This is a genomic window from Nocardia sp. NPDC052566 (assembly GCF_044547285.1).
GTDB lineage: Bacteria > Actinomycetota > Actinomycetes > Mycobacteriales > Mycobacteriaceae > Nocardia.
The window spans coordinates 109,788-126,171 of record NZ_JBIUAF010000007.1 but is presented as its reverse complement, the minus strand read 5'-3'; the positions used below and the strand labels follow the sequence as shown (position 1 = coordinate 126,171).

The window sequence follows — 16,384 nt, the reverse complement described above, 5'->3', positions numbered from 1 at the left end:
TTCTATTGGGTGGCGATGAAGACGTTCTTGGTCTCGGTGAACGCCAGCGCCGCGTCGGGACCGAGTTCCCGGCCGAGCCCGGACTGCTTGTATCCGCCGAATGGCGTCCAATACCGCACGGAGGAATGCGAATTCACCGACAGGTTGCCCGCCTCAACCCCGCGCGACACCCGCAGCGCGCGGCCGACGTCATTGGTCCAGATGGAGCCGGACAGGCCGTACTCGGTGTCGTTGGCGATCCTGATCGCGTCGGCTTCGTCCTCGAACGGCAGCACCGCGACGACCGGGCCGAAGATCTCCTCGGTGAGCACCCGATCGGCGGGCCCCTCCGGCAGCACAACCGTTGGCGGATACCAGAATCCGGGTCCGTCGGGCAGCGTGCCGGTGAACGCCACCTTCGACGGCGCCACATATCCGGCGACGCGCTCGCGGTGCGCGGCCGAGATCAGCGGGCCCATCTCGGTGGCCTCGTCGGTGGGGTCGCCGACCTTCACACCGCGCACGGCGGGCTCCAGCATTTCCAGAAATCGATCGAATACGCTGCGCTGCACCAGGATCCGGGACCGCGCACAGCAGTCCTGGCCCGCATTGTCGAACACGCCGTACGGCGCGGTGGCGGCCGCGCGCTCCAGATCGGCGTCGGCGAACACGATATTCGCGCTCTTACCGCCCAGTTCCAGGGTCACCCGCTTCACCTGCTCGGCGCAGCCCGCCATGATCTGCTTGCCCACCTCGGTGGAGCCGGTGAACACCACCTTGCGCACGGCGAGATGGGTGACGAAGCGCTGGCCGACCACCGAGCCCTTACCAGGCAGCACCTGGAAGACGTTGTCGGGCAGGCCCGCTTCGCGCGCGAGCTCGCCGAGGCGGATCGCGGTGAGCGGGGTCAGCTCGGCCGGTTTGAGCACCACCGCGTTGCCCGCGGCGAGCGCGGGCGCGAAACCCCATGCCGCGATGGGCATCGGGAAGTTCCACGGCACGATGACGCCGACGACGCCGAGCGGCTCGTGGAAGGTGATGTCCACACCGCCCGCGACCGGAATCTGGTTGCCGAGCAGGCGTTCCGGCATGCCGGCGGCGAAATGCAGTACGTCGCGGGCGTTGCCCGCCTCCCAGCGGGCATTGCCGATGGTGTGCCCGGCATTGGCGACCTCGAGCCCGGCGAGATGGTCCAGATCGGCATCGACCGCGTCGGCGAATCGGCGCAGCAGTCGCGCGCGGTCACCCGGCGCGACCTCGCGCCATGTCCGCGCGGCCGCCTGCGCGCGCTCGACGGCCGCATCGGTATCCGCCGCACTCGTCGAATCGACCGACGCCACAACCTGTTCGGTCGCCGGGTTGATCACCTGGCTGGTCGTCACCTGTTCCCACTCCTTCGTTCGTCGCGATACGCGGCGGCGGCCTCGACGAGGGCGCGCATCAAGCGGATATCGGACGCGTCCGCCTCGGGATGCCACTGCACCCCGACCAGGAACGGGCCGCCGCGCGTCTCCGCCGCCTCGATGGTGTCGTCCGCCGCGCGCGCGGTGACGACCAATTCCCCGGCCAGCTCGCCGATCGCCTGGTGGTGATGGCAGTTCGCCTTCACCTCGGGTCCGACTATCCCGGCCACCCGACTGCCCGGCGTGGTGTGCACGTGGGTCACCGTGAAGCAGTTCGCGCCGCCCGAATGCTCCTCGTGCCCGACCACATCGGGCAGATGCTGCACGAGTGTGCCACCGAGCGCGACGTTCACCACCTGCAACCCGCGGCACACCGCCAGCATCGGCAGCTCGACCGCGCGGGCCAGCGCGAACAGCGTGAACTCGGATTCGTCGCGATCCGGCCGGACGGCGCCGAGGGACGGGTCGGGCGTCGCGTGATAGCGGCCGGGATCGACGTCGGCGCCACCGGTCAGCACCAGCCCGTCGAGCCGGGCGACCAGTTCCGGCCGCGCCACCCCGCCGGGCGGCAGCAGTACCGGGATGCCGCCGGCCTGCTCCACCATGTGCACGTAAGGGTGTGGCAGCACGGCACATTCGGTATCCCACGAGCCGAATCTGGCGTACTCCAGATAGGTCGGCAGCCCGATGACGGGCCGTACTGCCTGCTCGGAAACTGACTGCTCAGAGTCGTTCGAAACCACGGATTCGCTCCCAATCGGTGACTGCGGTGTCGAAGGCGTCCAGTTCTACCTGCGCCGCATTGCGGTAGTGCTCCACCACATCATCACCGAAGGCGGCGCGCGCCACCTTGCTGTCACCGAACAACTGCGCGGCCTCGCGCAAAGTGCGCGGCACCCGCGGCCTGCTCGACCGGTAGGCGTTGCCGTGGAATCCCGGCTCCAGCGGCAGCAGGTGCTCGATCCCGTGCAGTCCCGCCGCGATCGAAGCGGCGACCGCCAGATAGGGATTCACGTCGCCGCCGGGCACCCGGTTCTCCATCCGCAGCGAGGGACCGTGCCCGACCACCCGCAGCGCGCAGGTGCGGTTGTCACGGCCCCAGGCCAGTGCGGTCGGCGCGAAGCTGCCCGGCACGAATCGCTTGTAGGAGTTGATATTCGGCGCGAGCAGATAGGTGAACTCGCGCAGGCAGTCCAGCTGGCCCGCGACGAAGTGGCGCATCAGCTCCGAGGTGCCCTCCGGGCCGCCGCCCGCGAACACCGGCTGACCGTCCTTGTCGCGCAGGCTGATATGGATATGGCACGAGTTGCCCTCGCGCTCATTGTATTTGGCCATGAAGGTGAGGCTGCGCCCCTCCTGCGCCGCGATCTCCTTGGCGCCGGTCTTGTAGATGCTGTGGTTGTCACAGGTCACCAGCGCCTCGTCGAAGCGGAACGCGATCTCATGCTGGCCGGGGTTGCATTCGCCCTTCGCCGACTCGACATACATTCCCGCGGCGTCCATCTCGGTGCGGATGCGGCGCAGCAGCGGCTCGATCCGCGCGGTGCCGAGCATGGAGTAGTCGACGTTGTACTGGTTGGCGGGCGTCAGCTGCCGGTAGCCGCCGTTCCACGCGGCCTCGTAACTGTCGTCGAACACCAGGAATTCGAGTTCGGTGCCCACATAGGCGTGCAATCCACGCTCGGCCAACCGGTCGAGCTGCGCGCGCAGCACCTGGCGCGGCGACGGCGCTACCGGCGCGCCCGCGGGCTGCACCTGCTCCACATCGCAGAGTACGAGCGCGGTTCCCGGCCACCACGGCACCAGCCGCAGCGTGCTCAGGTCGGGGCGCAGCACCACATCGCCGTAGCCGGTGTCCCACGACGACATCGCGTAGCCGTCGACGGTGTTCATCTCCACGTCGACGGCGAGCAGGTAGTCGCACGCCTCGGTCGCGTGCGCCACCACCTCGTCCAGGAAATACCGTGCGGCACAACGTTTCCCCTGTAACCGCCCCTGCATATCGGTCATCGCGACCAGCACCGTGTCGATCGCCCCCGACTCGACCCGCTCCCGCAACTCCGCCAGGCTCAGCATCCCCGTACGCATCAACGACACCTCTCTCGGCACCAACCGTGCTCACGCTAGAGCAAAAGAGAGCGTCGTGTGCGCTGACTCACAAAGCGTGTTGCCTACGGAATGACGTGCCAGGCCTGGAGCAGGTAGGTGACGTTGGCGGCGATACCGGTCACCACATTGGCGAGGTTGAGGGCGGCCGAACCGAAATCGAGCAGCGGCATATCGAGTTCCTTCGTGTTGATCTGGATGCGAACCGCATCCAAGGTAATGACCGAAGGTAACGATCACCGGCGAGTCATAGCGGGGTGCAACCAGTATCCGAGGGGTGGTCGGCGGCGAGATGCGTTGATCGGCAAATGGTTAGCCTCATGCCGAGCCCTTCGGCTTGCGAAGCCCGCTGTGAGGGACTTCACCGACTTCGTGTCAGCCAGGCCACCGTGGCCACCCAGGACCGCGCGGCCCCCGGCGCTCCCGCTTGGCCATGTGCGTTGGCGGTGCCCCTGTGCCGCGGCAGTGCCCGACCGCCGGAATGCCGACGAAAGCGAGGGCGGGCAGCTGCGTGACGGCGGCGAACGCGGTCACGGACGGCCCGTCATCAGGCGCTCCCGAGAACATCGTTCTCTTCTGCGCGCGCCGTGCGCGTAGTCGAACATTGTGCGCACTTTCTCAGCGCCCTCTCATCGGACTCGTGGCGTCAGCTCAGACCGCCCCTGTTGACTCGTTCACGGCTGCCCCGCCCGGCACCTCCTCCGCCGGGCGGTAGGCAGCGCCAAACTTATTGGCCCACAACCTCATCCAGTGCCGTCTGGCGATCGGCCGAGCCGTCCGCGAAATCCGGCCGCGCGCAGCGGCGCTCCGACCGGCCGGTCGACTGCCCGGGCGGCGCGATCGCCGGTGGCGCGCAGGGGTCACCAGACTCGGTAAGGCACGGTCACGGCATAGCCATTGGTGCGATCCGCGAGCACGGTCAACTGAAGCTGCCAGGCACCGGCCAGTGGTATCCGGACGGTATCGGCGGTGAAGTAGTTCGGGCCGAGTTCGATCGGATCGACGCGGCGGAACGGGATGTCGATGGGGCCGAGCTCGCCGTCGGCGCGGGTGAGCCGTCCGGTCAGTCCTGCGGCGCCGACAGGTTCGCCGTTCGAATCCCGCAGGCGCACGGTGACCCGCTGCGTACCCGCGTGCGCGCCATCGACCGTGATGTTCGCGCGCAGTGGACCGGCGTCGGCGGTCAGCGTGACGGCCGGGTCGTAGGTATCGCGGGCCGGTGCGACACCGGCGAGGATCGCGGTGGCCACCAAGACGCCGATCTGCACGGCCAATTCGACGTGCAACGCGGCACTCACACGCCGGGCGAGCAGCGCGGCACCGCAGGCGGCCAGGATCAGCGCCAGCTTCAGCAGGAGCAGTCGGCCCCACGAGGTCGTCCAGAGCGCGTCGAGCGGCGCGACCGACCGCCAGCTCTGATACCCGCCGGTGAGCGCGAGCACCGCGATCGCGCCGACCGCGACCTTGCCGAATCCGGCGAGCAGCCGCACCCGATCGGGCCGTCGCCACACCAGTACGGCAAGGACGAGACCGGCCACCCAGACCGACATCGCCACCAGGTGCAGCGTTGTCGAGACCAGGGCGGCGACACGATCCGTCCCCGCCATGGCGTGTCCGGCGGCGGCGGTCGCCAGCACGACGACGATATCCGCGGCGACAACAGCTTTCGGCCACCGTCCGGCGCAGGCGATCACCGTGGCGGCGACGACGCGGATCAGCGCGGCCGCGCCGACCGTCGAGGTGGCCGCCTGCCACCACACCTGCGGATCGGCCAACCCGGCGGCACCGGCAAGGCGCACCGGCGTCGCCGCGAGGACGAACAGCGACGTCAGCCCGACCGTCGTGGCCCCAACCCTGGTCAGCTGCACCACTGCTCGGGTGCGCAGCCCCGGGCGCCATACCGCCCACGCCACCGCGGGCACCCCGACCGCGAGCACGATGCCGAGATACCCCAGCGCGGCGAGCAACCGAACCACGGTATCGGCGGCAGCGATCAACGGATCGCGCGGTGCTTGCGCGAGCAGCAGATCCGGCGGCACCCCGACCCCGAACACACTCGACCCGCCCACCGTGTGCCCATCCGCCGAAAGCACCGTCCAGCTCAGCAGATACGTCCCCTGGGGCAGTCCGGGCTCGAGCCCGACAACAACGGTGTGCCCACCATCCGCCGCCCGCACCTCCCCGGTATCGACCCGCTTTCCCTCCCGATCGGCAACGGTCACCCCGCTCCCCGCCGCCGTCACCGTCTCATCGAACGTCACCGAAATCCGCTCGGGCGCCCGCTCGACCGCAGCCCCATAGGCCGGATCGGTAGCCACCATGCTCGCATGCGCCGCCGCGGGCCCCGCCGAAACCACCCCCACCGCAAGAAACGCGAACACCCCGAACAGCACCCGAACCGTCATGCCCAGCACCCGATCGCCGCACCAGCCGAGTCCACCGCCAGCCCCGGAACCACACCTAGCCATCGGTGCCGCGCAACCAATCGCACGCCGCGCACCGGATAGCACCGAATTCGCAGCGCGGCGCCACAATCGGCGCGCGAATTCACTCTCGGCGCTCGCAGCGGTCGCGGCACCCGGTCGAGCCGTCGGCAGCCGCACATCACTCCCGTACCCCAGTGCCGCGCAACCATGTTCACGCCGCGCACCAAATAGCGCGATATCTACAGCGCGGCGGCGCAATCGGTGCGCGGCAGCATGATCCGCGCACACCGAGCATGCGGCACTCTCTCGGATCATCGGCAGCCGCATGTCGCGCCCAAGGGGCCGTGCCGCGCAGTCGTTCGGACGCCGCGCACCGAATACTGCGATATCGGCGGCGCGGGACGGCAATCGGTGCGCGGCAGCGTGATCGGCGCTCGAGTAGGTCGCCCCGGTCGGGTCACACGTCGCGCCCTGCCATCGGCGCGGCGTAGTCGATCGGGCGCAGCGCACTGAATCACGCGATGACTGCGGTACGGGGCACGATCGGTGCGCGTGGGGTGGCTACGCTCCGCACCCACTCGAAATCCGTGTCGTGGTGCGGGGTGTTCACCGGTTTCGGGCCGCGCGGACAAGCGGGAGGGCGGCCAGTGCGGCTGCGGCGAGGGCGACTATCAGGGCGATTCCGCCGAGCCAGGATCCGGTGTTCGAAGCATCCTTGTGTGAATCAGCCTGTGCCGCAGGTGTTTCCGTGTGCGATGGGTCGGTCTTGGTTGCGGCGTCGTGTGTGTCGTGGCCCTTGGCGGCGGTGAGTTGGACTACCGGGGCCGGCTTGTCCGGTTTGGTACCGTCGACGCCGCGTTCGATCCAGGAGACCACGGTGCCGTCGCTGTAGGTTTGGATGGCGGGCAGCGTCAGCGTGCGGACGTCGGGCAGGGGGCCGAGGAGAAGTTTGAATTCGGCGAATTCGCCTGGGGCGATGGAGATTCCCTCGCGGGCGGTGAAGGTCACCGAGGAGACGTAGTCGGCGACCTTGCCGCCGTGGCCGTTGTCGATCGGGGCGGGGAGGGTGGTTTTGCGTGCGCTGATGTCCCAGCCGGGGGTGCTCGCGCCGCGGACCACGGCCAGTGGATGGTCCTGGGGCAGGGTGATTTCCAGGCGGGTGGTTCCCGCCTTCTCGGATTCGGTGGGCACGCGCAGGGTGACCACCGAATAGCCGCCCGGCGCCGCATCGGGGGCCGTCGCGGTGACGTGGGCCGAGGCGATGCCTGGTGCGGCGAGCGTCAGCCCGATCGTCGCGGCGGCCATCAGTCCAACTCGTTTCACTACAGACCTTCCTACTTCGAATTCGTTGCGGCGGCGATGATTCGCGCGCCGTCGAGCACGGCGACCGCGCGCCCTTCGTATGCCACCAGTACCGGGCCCGGCCGATCGGCGATGCGTTCGGCCGCGCGGCGCACCGGCTCGGTGCTGCCGACTACCGGCAGCGGCGCGTCGGCGTATTCGGTGACGACGGCGTCATCGGGTGCGCCGGCCAGCGAGGCCGCCGTGACGACGCCGAGGATCTCCACCACCACGGCCGGTCCGGACGCGCTGCGCTGCAACAACACCGGCAGCACCGGCGCGACTTCGAGCAACTCCCGTGCCGCGGCGACGGTGGCTCCCGAGGCGATGGTGCGCAGGGTCGATCCGGCGACCTCGTCGAACAGCGCGCCGATGGTCGGCTCGTTCGCCGGTCCGTACAGCGGGAAACCGAAACGGCCGAGCCAATCGTCGTCGAAGTACTTCGACAGGTACGACCGCCCGGAATCCGGTGCGAGCACCACGACGACATCCTCCGGGCCGAGCGTGCGCGCGATCCGCAGCGCGGCGGCGACCGCGGTCCCCGACGATCCGCCGAGCAGCAGGCCTTCCTCCCGGGCGAGACGGCCGAGCACGGTGAGCGATTCGACGTCGGAGATCCGCTCGATCCGGTCGACGATCTCGGGGTGGTAGGAGTCCGGCCACTCGTCGGTCTCGGTCTCCGGATGCAGGTAGTGCCCGACCGATTCGACGTACCAGGCGCGGCCGTCACCGCCGCCGTAGACCGAGGTCGCCGGATCGGCGCCGATCACGCGCACCGCACCGCCGGAGATCTCCTTCAGATATTCGCCGGTACCGGTGATGGTGCCGCCGGTACCGACTCCGGCGACGAAATGGGTGATCCGCCCGCCGGTTTGCGCCCAGAGCTCGGGCCCCGTTGTCCGCCGATGCGCCTCGGGATTGGCCGGATTGTCGTACTGGCCGGCGAACCACGCGCCGGGGATCTCGGCCGCCAATCGCAGTGCGACACTGCGCAGATGCTCGGGATGCCCCGCTGGCCGTCCGCCCGGTGTCACATGCACCTCGACGCCGTGCGCACGCAGCAGCGCGATCTTCTCGCGGCTCGACTTGTCCGGCACCACGACGATCGTCCGATAGCCGCGCGCCGCGGCGATGGCCGCCAAGCCGATCCCGGTATTACCCGAGGTCGCCTCGACCACGGTGCCACCCGGCCGCAGCTCCCCCGCGTCCTCGGCGGCGAGGATCATCGCGCGGGCGGCCCGATCCTTCACGCTGCCACCGGGATTCAGGTATTCGAGCTTGACGTAGACGGTGGCCGCACTGCCGTCGACGATCCGATTCAACCGGACCAGCGGCGTATTGCCGATCGCCTCGACGATCGAGTCGTACACGCCGTCACTCATACTGTGTCCTTCCCGCACGAGCGGGGGCCCTGCGTGGTTACGCAAGCTGCCGCCTCCGGGCCTGACCCGCTCATGCGACGGCCCGCCCCTGCTCGCCGAGCAGCGCCAGGATCGCCCTGCGCAGCCGCAGGTATTCGGGATGATCGTGATCGCGCGGGCGCGGCGCGTCGATCCGCAAGTCCTGCAACACCTTTCCGGGCCGCGGGGAGAACACCACCACGCGGTCGGCCAGCCGCAGCGCCTCGTCGACGTCGTGGGTGACCAGCACCGCGGTGAATCCGTCCCGCTGCCACAGCCGCGCGATCTCCGTCTGCAGCGTGGCCCTGGTGAGCGCGTCGAGCTTGCCGAGCGGCTCGTCGAGCAGGAACAGCCGAGGCCGGTTGACCAGCGCCCTGGCCAGCGCGACGCGCTGCGCCATACCGCCGGACAGCTGCGCCGGATACGCGTCGTGGAATTCCGCTAGCCCGACCAGTTCCAGCGCTCGCGCCACCCGGTCCCGGTCGGCGGCCAGCGTGCCCCTTGCCTGCGGGCCGAGCGCGACGTTCTGCGCGACGGTGCGCCACGGGAACAGCGTCGGATCCTGGAACATCAACGCGCGGTGCGGATCCGGCCCGATGACGGGCGCGCCGTCGACGGAAAGCGCACCGCGCGAGGGCCGGTCGAGCCCGGCGAGCATCCGCAGCAGCGTCGACTTACCGCAGCCCGACGGTCCGAGCAGCGCGACGAATTCGCCCGCCTCGATCCGCAGCGACACGTTGGTGAGCACGCGCAGGCGCCCCAATTCCTGTGCGCGCGTCGGTGTCGGCGCCGGTCTGCCGAGCAGCAGGTCGCCGAGACCGCGCTTGCGTGGACCCGCGACCGCGAATTGATGGGATACCGCGTCGATCTCGATCGCGCTGCCCCGAATCTCCGTGCTCACCAGCGCACCAAATCCTTCTCCCAGGCCAGCACCCGATTGCGGACACGGAACAGCACCACCATCAGGGTGCGGCAGACCACGATCATGATCACGATCGCCGCGTACATCCTCGGGTAGGCCGCCCAGCCCTTGGTCCACTGGATGTACCAGCCGAGACCGTCTTTCACCCCGAGCAGCTCCGCCACCGCCAGCGCCGCGAGCGAGGCGCCGAGGCCCATGAAGATGCCGGTGAAGATGCTCGGCAGCGCACCGGGCACCGCGACCCGCCAGATCAGGAACTGCTTGGACGCGCCGAGTGTCTGTGCGACATCGAAATATCCGCGGGCCACCCCGGCGATGCCGACCCTGGTCAGCGCCGCCACCGGGAACCACACCCCGAACGCGACCATGAAGATGCTGCCGCTGTAGGTGGTCGGAAACAGCACGAGCACCACGGGCAGCCAGGTCGCGGCGGGCACCGGCCCGACGGTCTGCAGCACCGGATTGCCCCAGTACGACGCGAGTTTCGACCAGCCGAGCGCAATGCCGGTGCCGAGACCCGCGACCGCGCCGATGGCGAATCCGGTGAGCAGCAACAGCAGCGAATGCCAGGTGCTCGACGCGAGAATGCCCGCGTCGCTGTAGAACACGAGCAGCATCTGCTGCGGCGAGGCGAAGTGCGGCGGTGGCAGCCAGCCGGTCTTCGCGGTGCTGTACTCCCAGAACAGGAACCAGACCGCGGACGCGGCGAGCCAGGGCGTCCAGTGCCGGAGCCGCAGCGTCGCTTCCCGATTCCGGTAGGCGTACAGCGCCCAGGCGGCCAGTGCCACGGTCAGCGCGGAGAACACCACCCCGATCGCGAGCGGCGCGGCGACCTGCAATTCGTCCGGTACGAGCAGCGTCACCGCGGCGGTGAGCGCCCACAGCGCCCATGCCGCGACGAAGCCGAGCGTCGGTGGATAGCGCCGAACCGGCGCGGCGGCGGGGGTCTCCCGCACCGAGGGCCGGATCGGCTCGGTATCAACGGTTGTCGTCACGCGCTCACCAGTTCAGGCCGAGGTCCACATAGACCTTGTCGGCCAGCGCCTGCGGATCGGTCTTGCGGTCGAGGTAGCCGGTCTTGGCGAATTTCGCGATGCCAGGGGTGATTTCGCCCTTGAGCTTGGCCGCCGACGGGTTGTATCCATAGGTCTTCAGAATCGATTCGATGACATCGCGCTCCGCGGCGACATACTTCTTGTCGACCTCGATGGCCGCCGTCTGCGCGATGTTCGCGCCGGCCCAGCGACTCCCCTCCGCCCAGGCCGTGACCAGTTTCCGCGCGGTTTCGGGATCCTCGCGCAGCAGTGTGCCGTTGATGGCGGTCGCGCAGCAGTACAGCTGCCGGTTGGCGCCGTGACTGTTGTTGGTCAGCTCGCGCGCCTTGCCCTTCAGCGTCGGCAGCAGCGCGGTGGGGTCGCTCGCCGCGATCGCGACGATCTCACCGCGGGCGAGCGCATCGGGCAGCTGATCGCCGTCGAACACCCGCCAGTCGACATCCTCGGCCGGGTTGAGACCGGCGTCGAGCAGGTCGAGGGAGAAGAACGACATCGCCGAGTTGCCGATCGCGCCGACCCCGATCGGCTTGTTACGCAGGTCGGCAACGGATTTGATCGGGCTGTCGGTCGGCACAACGATGCGCAGGCAGCCCTCGTGCAGGCCCGCGGCCAGTTTGGCGTCGATGCCCTGCTCGATCGGCTTCAGCCAGGAGAAGAAGATGCCGGGCGCCGCGTCGAGCTTGCCAGCGCCGACCGCGTCCTTGATCGCCGCGCCACCGGTCTTGATGATCTCGACATTCAGCCCGTACTTCTCGAAGATCTTCTGCTCGTACGCGACATACAGCGGCGCCTCGCAGACATCGCCGCCGTACCCGATCTTCAACGCGCGGCTGACATTTCCCGCACCCGGGGTCCGCCGGACGGTGAGCCAGGCGGCCAATCCGCCACCGGCAACCACGGCGGCGGCGACGCCGGCCCCGGCGAACAGCTTGCGCCGCGACAGCGCGGGCGCCTCCGGTTCGACCGGCGCCTCGAGATCATCGGTCTCGTCCGGATCCACGGGATCGGGTTCGGGGACAGCCGAACTCGACTTGAGTGGTTCGTTGTCGCTTGCCATCGATGGAATGCCTCTCTTGTACCGCTCGGTCACAGGAACGGTCCGGCGCAGGCCGGATCGCACTGTGGTCGGCGTCAAGATTCGCAGGACGAATTCCGCGGCGACAGGGTTCGCGTCACCGCGAACACAACTCCACCGACGCCTAGAGGCCGACCGCGGTGCGCGGCCGGCCTCTCGGTACTGCTCAGTGCTACTGCCCTGTACGCACTGCTTCGGCACTCACTGCTTCGGGGCAAGCACGATCTTGGCACTGCGGCCCCGGCTTTCGCTCGCGGCGGCGGCCTCGGCGGCGGATTCCAGCCCGAAGGTGGCCTCGACGTCGAGACGCAGCGCGCCCCGTGCCGCGAGCCCGACCAGCTCACCGATCAGCCTGCGCAGCTCGTCCTTGCCCGTGTTCTCGGCACGCTTGGCGCCCCAGAAACCCTTGACGACGGCCTGTTTGAAGATCAGGTCGCCAGGGTTGATGGTGAGTGGCTGCCCGGACAGCGCGCCGAACGAGATCAGCTCACCGTTCGGTGCGAGCAGCGACAGCAGATCACCCGCGCCGCGCCCGCTCACCTGATCCACGGCGCGAATGATCGGTGCGCCGGAGGTGAGTTCGGCCGCGCGGTCGAACCAGTCGGCGGTCTCGGTGTCGACGACCTCGTCGAAGCCCTGCGCCAGTAGCGCTTTCACCGACGCCGGTCCGCGAACCAGATTCAGCACGTTGACCCCGCGCTGCCGGGCGAGCACGTTCACCAGACGGCCGACCGCGCCGTTGGCGGCGTTGATCGCGATCCAGTCGCCCTCCGATACACGCAGATCCTCCAGCAGCATGAGCGCGCTGAGCGGCATGGACAGCAACTGCGCCGCGGTGTCATCGGAGATCGAATCCGGCAGCGGCACCACCTGTGCCGCCTTCGCGAGGAAGTACTCGGCCCACGCCGCGTTGATACCGGAAACGCTGACCCGCTGTCCGACAGCGATATCCGTCACGCCGGGACCGACGGCGTCGATCCGGCCGACCGCCTCGGTGCCCGGAATCGCGGGCAGCGGCGGCTTGTAGCCGTACACGCCGCGCACGATCGCCAGATCGTGATTGTGAATCGGTGCCAGGATCAGCGCGATACGCACCTCACCGGGACCCGGTTCCGGCGTCGGGCGCTCCGCGACCGCGAGCACCTCGGTGGGCTCGCCGAACCGTTCGATGACTACCGCGCGCACGGTTCAGTCCTCCGCGAGGACGAGGTCGACGTCGATATTGCCGCGGGTGGCGTTGGAGTACGGGCACACCTGGTGCGCCTTGTCCACCAGCGCCCGCGCCTCGTCGGCGGCCACGTGCGGCAGCGAGATCTCGAGCGTGACGGCGAGCTGGAAGCCGCCCGCGTCGTTCTGGCCGAGGCTGACCTTCGAGCCGACGGCGGAATCGTCGACGTTCGCCTTGGCCGCCTTGCCGACCAGGCGCAGCGCCGAATGGAAGCAGGCCGCATAGCCCGCGGCGAACAGCTGCTCCGGGTTGGTGCCTTCGCCGCTGCCGCCCATCTCCTTGGGCGAGGCCAGCGTCACGTCGAGCTTGCCGTCGGTGGCGCGGGCGTTGCCGTTGCGGCCGTCGCCGGTGGAGAGCGCTTCGGCGGTGTAGAGGACCTTCATATCTACTTCCTTTCGATCGGGTGGGACGTGAGCGATTCGGTCATGCGCCGGAGGATGTCGCGCAGCGTCGCCGCGTCGTCCGCCGAGAGGCCGGTGGCCTCGACCATGCACCCGGGGATGCCGCGTGCCTCGGCCCGCAGCGCACGTCCGCGGTCGGTGAGCTGGATATCGACGCGGCGTTCGTCGGCGGCCGAGCGGTTGCGCTCGATCAATCCGGCCGCCGCCAGCCGCTTGAGCAGCGGCGACAGCGTCCCGGAATCGAGCGCGAGCGCGGCACAGAGATCACCGACGCTGCGGTCGTCGCGTTCCCACAGCGCCAGCATGACCAGGTATTGCGGGTAGGTCAGCCCGAGGCGTTCCAGCAGCGGGCGGTAGACCGCCGTCATCGCCCTGGACGCCGCGTACAGCGGAAAGCACAGCTGCTCGTCGAGGGTGAGATGATCGGTCACACTCAATACAATAACGGACAACTATATTGTGCACAATCTTGTTGGGAATGCTTCGCGCCACACCCGTACGTCGTGAAATCAACAGAGCGCGAAATCAGCCGCGCGTCGACCCGTCCGCCACCGCGTCGACCTGAGCGTCGACGAGCTCGGGTTCGGGTTTCGCGGGCCCGCCGGACCTGGTGATCGCCACGCCGCTCAGGCACAGCAGGCCGCCGACCACGGCCAGCGGGGTCGGCACCTCGTCGAGCGCGAGCCAGGCCATCAGCACGACCAGCGCCGGAACCACATAGGTCGTCACGCCCATCTTTCCCGCGGTCGTGCGGGCCAGCGCGTAGGCCCACGTCGTGAAGGCCAGCGCGGTCGGGAAGACGCCCAGGTACACCACGCTCAGCGTCGAGGACACCGGCGCCTCGGCGACCTGGCCGATGAGCTGACCCGAGAACGGCAGGCAGGCGACCGTGCCGATGACACAGCCGCAGGTCGTCACCTGCAACGCGGACGCGTGCGCCAGCGCCGGTTTCTGCGCCACCACCGAGATCGCCCAGGTCGCCGCCGCGATCAGGCAGAGCACGACGCCGAGCACCGCCGCGTTGCCGCCGCCGGAGTTCGACAGACCAACCACGATCGCGCCGCTGAACGACACCGCGATGCCCGCCATCAGCCGGGCCGGAAACCCTTCGCGCAGAAACCATCCGCCGAGCACCGCGATCAGCACCGGTCCGATGTTGATCACCATCGCCGCGGTGCCCGCGTCGACGTGCTGCTCGCCCCAGTTCAAGGCAACCATGTAGACGCCGAACCACAGGACGCCGGAGACCAGGATGCCCGGCCACGCGGCGCGCGGCGGCAGCCCCTCCCGCTTGACGAGCAGGATCGCGACCAGCGCGATCGCACCGGTCAGCAATCGCCCGAGCGCCAGCGCTCCCGGCGAGAAGTCTTGTCCCGCGGCACGAATGAACACGAACGCCGAGGCCCACAGCACGACCGAAATGACCGCCGCGACCACGGCTAGTCGATCGCCGGACCGAATACCTTCCACCATTCACCGCACGCTAGAGCACGGCCGCCGCGAAGTCAGGCGGATTTCGGCCACGCCCCACGAGCTGAGGCCCCAACAAGTTGGGGCATACCGGACAGTAACCGCGGTCGGCGGTTCCCCGATGTGCCAACTGTATTCGTCGGGAGTGGATCAGAGGGTGCGTCATAGCGTGAAAAGCATTGCGGTGGTAGCGATCACAATAGCCTTAATGGTGACCGGGATAGCCATGGCGGGTGCGGGACACGCGGATACGGGCGCACTGAAGCAGTGCGAGGTGAGCAGCGGGCGCAGCCCGCAGACGGCGGCGCCGGAGGAGGTGGGGCTCGATCCCGTCGCATTGCGCGCGGCGGCCACCTTCGCGGCCGATCCGACCCGGTTCACGCTCCAGATATTCCGCAACAACTGCCTGGTGGCGACCGGGCAGAACAACGACTCGGCGGGCGGTATCCCGTGGAACCTATGGAGCAGCACCAAGAGTGTGGTCGCCATGGTCACCGGCATCGCCTCCGACGAGGGGCGCCTCGACGTCGACGAACCGATCGGCAGACATCTGCCCGCCGGGGTCGGCGACGCGGCGCATCGTGCGATCACCTTGCGCAGCTTGCTCAACGAGACGGCGGGCATGCAGGTCGCCATCGTGTCCGAGGGCATCACCGGCCTGGCTCAGCTCGACTCGAACGTGGTCGCACAGGCGCTGGCGACACCGATCGATCAGCAGCAGGGCATCGAATGGCGCTACAGCCAGCGCGGTGTCGACCTGATCGCGTACATCGTACAGCAGGCGGTCGGCGAGGACTTCCAGGCGTACGCGCAGCGAAAGTTGTTCGATCCGTTGGGCATCAAGCGCTCCGACTACTTCTGGGGACGCGATCGCAGCGGCAACACCTACGGGTACGCACACCTGCTGATGCCGCCCAAGAATTTCGCGAAGCTCGGCCTGCTCATCGCCGATCATGGTGCGTGGCAAGGCAATCAGATCATCTCGACCCGATACCTGGAGATGGCGACGACACCGGCGCCCGCCAACCCGTGCTACGGCTTCCTCTTCGTGGTGAACGGGCCGGGATGCGAGAGCATCTTCCCCGGCCTGCCGTCGGACGCGGTGATGATGTCGGGGATGATGCGCCAGGACAACTTCATCGTGCCGAGTCTCGGCCTGCTGGTCAGCTGGACCGGAATCACCGTTCCCGGTGGCGCGGTGAGCTTTCCGCACGATGTGCTCAGCGCCGTCGGCGCCTCCTTCCGCGTACCGCGGCTCGACCCGGCGCCACCGCATGTACAGGGCCCGGACACCACGCTGACCGACCCGATGATGATCAACCCGACGGCCACGCTCGCCGCGCTCGGCCTTGGCCCCTCGGTCTACCCCGGCTGTACTCCGCTGTCCTGCTTGGGCAGGCCGATGTCGGCGCCCTTCGCGAATTGGCCGCCCGGCTGCTTCATTCTGGGCTGCGCCGGCCCCGATCCGGCCACCCCCGGCATCCGTTAATCCCCCTTGCCTATTGCCCCCGTGAATCATGGCTTCCCGGCCATGACACGCTGCCTAAACTGCACTGATAAGAACGGGAAAATCCGACA

The 16,384-nt window shown here is 68.8% G+C and carries 15 protein-coding genes; 1 reads left to right on the top strand and 14 read right to left on the bottom strand.

The window, feature by feature from the left end; genetic code table 11:
• Positions 1–2: 2 nt before the first annotated feature.
• The 14 genes from ACIG5A_RS35230 to ACIG5A_RS35165 all read right to left on the bottom strand — a co-directional run bounded on the left by ACIG5A_RS35230 (position 3) and on the right by ACIG5A_RS35165 (position 14,809).
• Positions 3–1,361: an aldehyde dehydrogenase family protein gene (locus ACIG5A_RS35230; RefSeq protein WP_397248250.1), complete on the bottom strand. Its 1,359-nt coding sequence runs from the start codon at positions 1,359–1,361 to the stop codon at positions 3–5.
• Positions 1,358–2,125 (bottom strand): gamma-glutamyl-gamma-aminobutyrate hydrolase family protein, encoded by a 768-nt coding sequence (locus ACIG5A_RS35225; protein WP_397248248.1) that lies wholly within the window; start codon positions 2,123–2,125, stop codon positions 1,358–1,360. The genes ACIG5A_RS35230 and ACIG5A_RS35225 overlap by 4 nt, the downstream gene beginning before the upstream one ends.
• Positions 2,106–3,470 (bottom strand): glutamine synthetase family protein, encoded by a 1,365-nt coding sequence (locus tag ACIG5A_RS35220; protein ID WP_397248246.1) that lies wholly within the window; start codon positions 3,468–3,470, stop codon positions 2,106–2,108. The genes ACIG5A_RS35225 and ACIG5A_RS35220 overlap by 20 nt, the downstream gene beginning before the upstream one ends.
• An 83-nt stretch (positions 3,471–3,553) precedes the next feature.
• The gene (locus ACIG5A_RS35215) at positions 3,554–3,703 is read right to left on the bottom strand and encodes a hypothetical protein (protein WP_397248244.1); all 150 of its coding nucleotides are present in this window, start codon (positions 3,701–3,703) and stop codon (positions 3,554–3,556) included.
• A gap of 645 nt (positions 3,704–4,348) precedes the next feature.
• Positions 4,349–5,893 (bottom strand): copper resistance protein CopC, encoded by a 1,545-nt coding sequence (locus ACIG5A_RS35210; protein ID WP_397248242.1) that lies wholly within the window; start codon positions 5,891–5,893, stop codon positions 4,349–4,351.
• A gap of 627 nt (positions 5,894–6,520) precedes the next feature.
• Complete coding sequence (locus ACIG5A_RS35205) at positions 6,521–7,237, bottom strand: YcnI family protein (RefSeq protein ID WP_397248240.1); 717 nt, start codon at positions 7,235–7,237, stop codon at positions 6,521–6,523.
• An 11-nt stretch (positions 7,238–7,248) separates the two neighbouring features.
• Positions 7,249–8,637: a PLP-dependent cysteine synthase family protein gene (locus ACIG5A_RS35200; RefSeq protein WP_397248238.1), complete on the bottom strand. Its 1,389-nt coding sequence runs from the start codon at positions 8,635–8,637 to the stop codon at positions 7,249–7,251.
• 70 nt (positions 8,638–8,707) lie between these two features.
• Positions 8,708–9,556 carry an ABC transporter ATP-binding protein gene (locus ACIG5A_RS35195; RefSeq protein WP_397248236.1) on the bottom strand — a complete coding sequence of 283 codons (849 nt, stop codon included), beginning with the start codon at positions 9,554–9,556 and terminating at the stop codon, positions 8,708–8,710.
• Positions 9,553–10,572, bottom strand: a complete 1,020-nt coding sequence (locus ACIG5A_RS35190) for an ABC transporter permease (protein ID WP_397248234.1) — start codon at positions 10,570–10,572, stop codon at positions 9,553–9,555. The genes ACIG5A_RS35195 and ACIG5A_RS35190 overlap by 4 nt, the downstream gene beginning before the upstream one ends.
• Positions 10,573–10,576: 4 nt before the next feature.
• On the bottom strand, positions 10,577–11,689 hold the full coding sequence (locus ACIG5A_RS35185; RefSeq protein ID WP_397248232.1) for an ABC transporter substrate-binding protein: 1,113 nt from the start codon (positions 11,687–11,689) through the stop codon (positions 10,577–10,579).
• 219 nt (positions 11,690–11,908) lie between these two features.
• A complete protein-coding gene (locus tag ACIG5A_RS35180) occupies positions 11,909–12,892 on the bottom strand; it encodes a zinc-binding dehydrogenase (RefSeq protein WP_397248230.1) in 984 nt (327 codons plus the stop codon).
• A 3-nt stretch (positions 12,893–12,895) separates the two neighbouring features.
• Complete coding sequence (locus ACIG5A_RS35175) at positions 12,896–13,318, bottom strand: organic hydroperoxide resistance protein (protein ID WP_397248228.1); 423 nt, start codon at positions 13,316–13,318, stop codon at positions 12,896–12,898.
• 2 nt (positions 13,319–13,320) lie between these two features.
• On the bottom strand, positions 13,321–13,767 hold the full coding sequence (locus ACIG5A_RS35170) for a MarR family winged helix-turn-helix transcriptional regulator (protein WP_397248226.1): 447 nt from the start codon (positions 13,765–13,767) through the stop codon (positions 13,321–13,323).
• Between the two features lie 94 nt (positions 13,768–13,861).
• The gene (locus ACIG5A_RS35165) at positions 13,862–14,809 is read right to left on the bottom strand and encodes a DMT family transporter (protein ID WP_397248224.1); all 948 of its coding nucleotides are present in this window, start codon (positions 14,807–14,809) and stop codon (positions 13,862–13,864) included.
• 205 nt (positions 14,810–15,014) lie between these two features.
• Between ACIG5A_RS35165 and ACIG5A_RS35160 the strand changes: the two genes are divergently transcribed.
• On the top strand, positions 15,015–16,295 hold the full coding sequence (locus ACIG5A_RS35160) for a serine hydrolase domain-containing protein (RefSeq protein WP_397248221.1): 1,281 nt from the start codon (positions 15,015–15,017) through the stop codon (positions 16,293–16,295).
• Positions 16,296–16,384 lie beyond the last annotated feature (89 nt).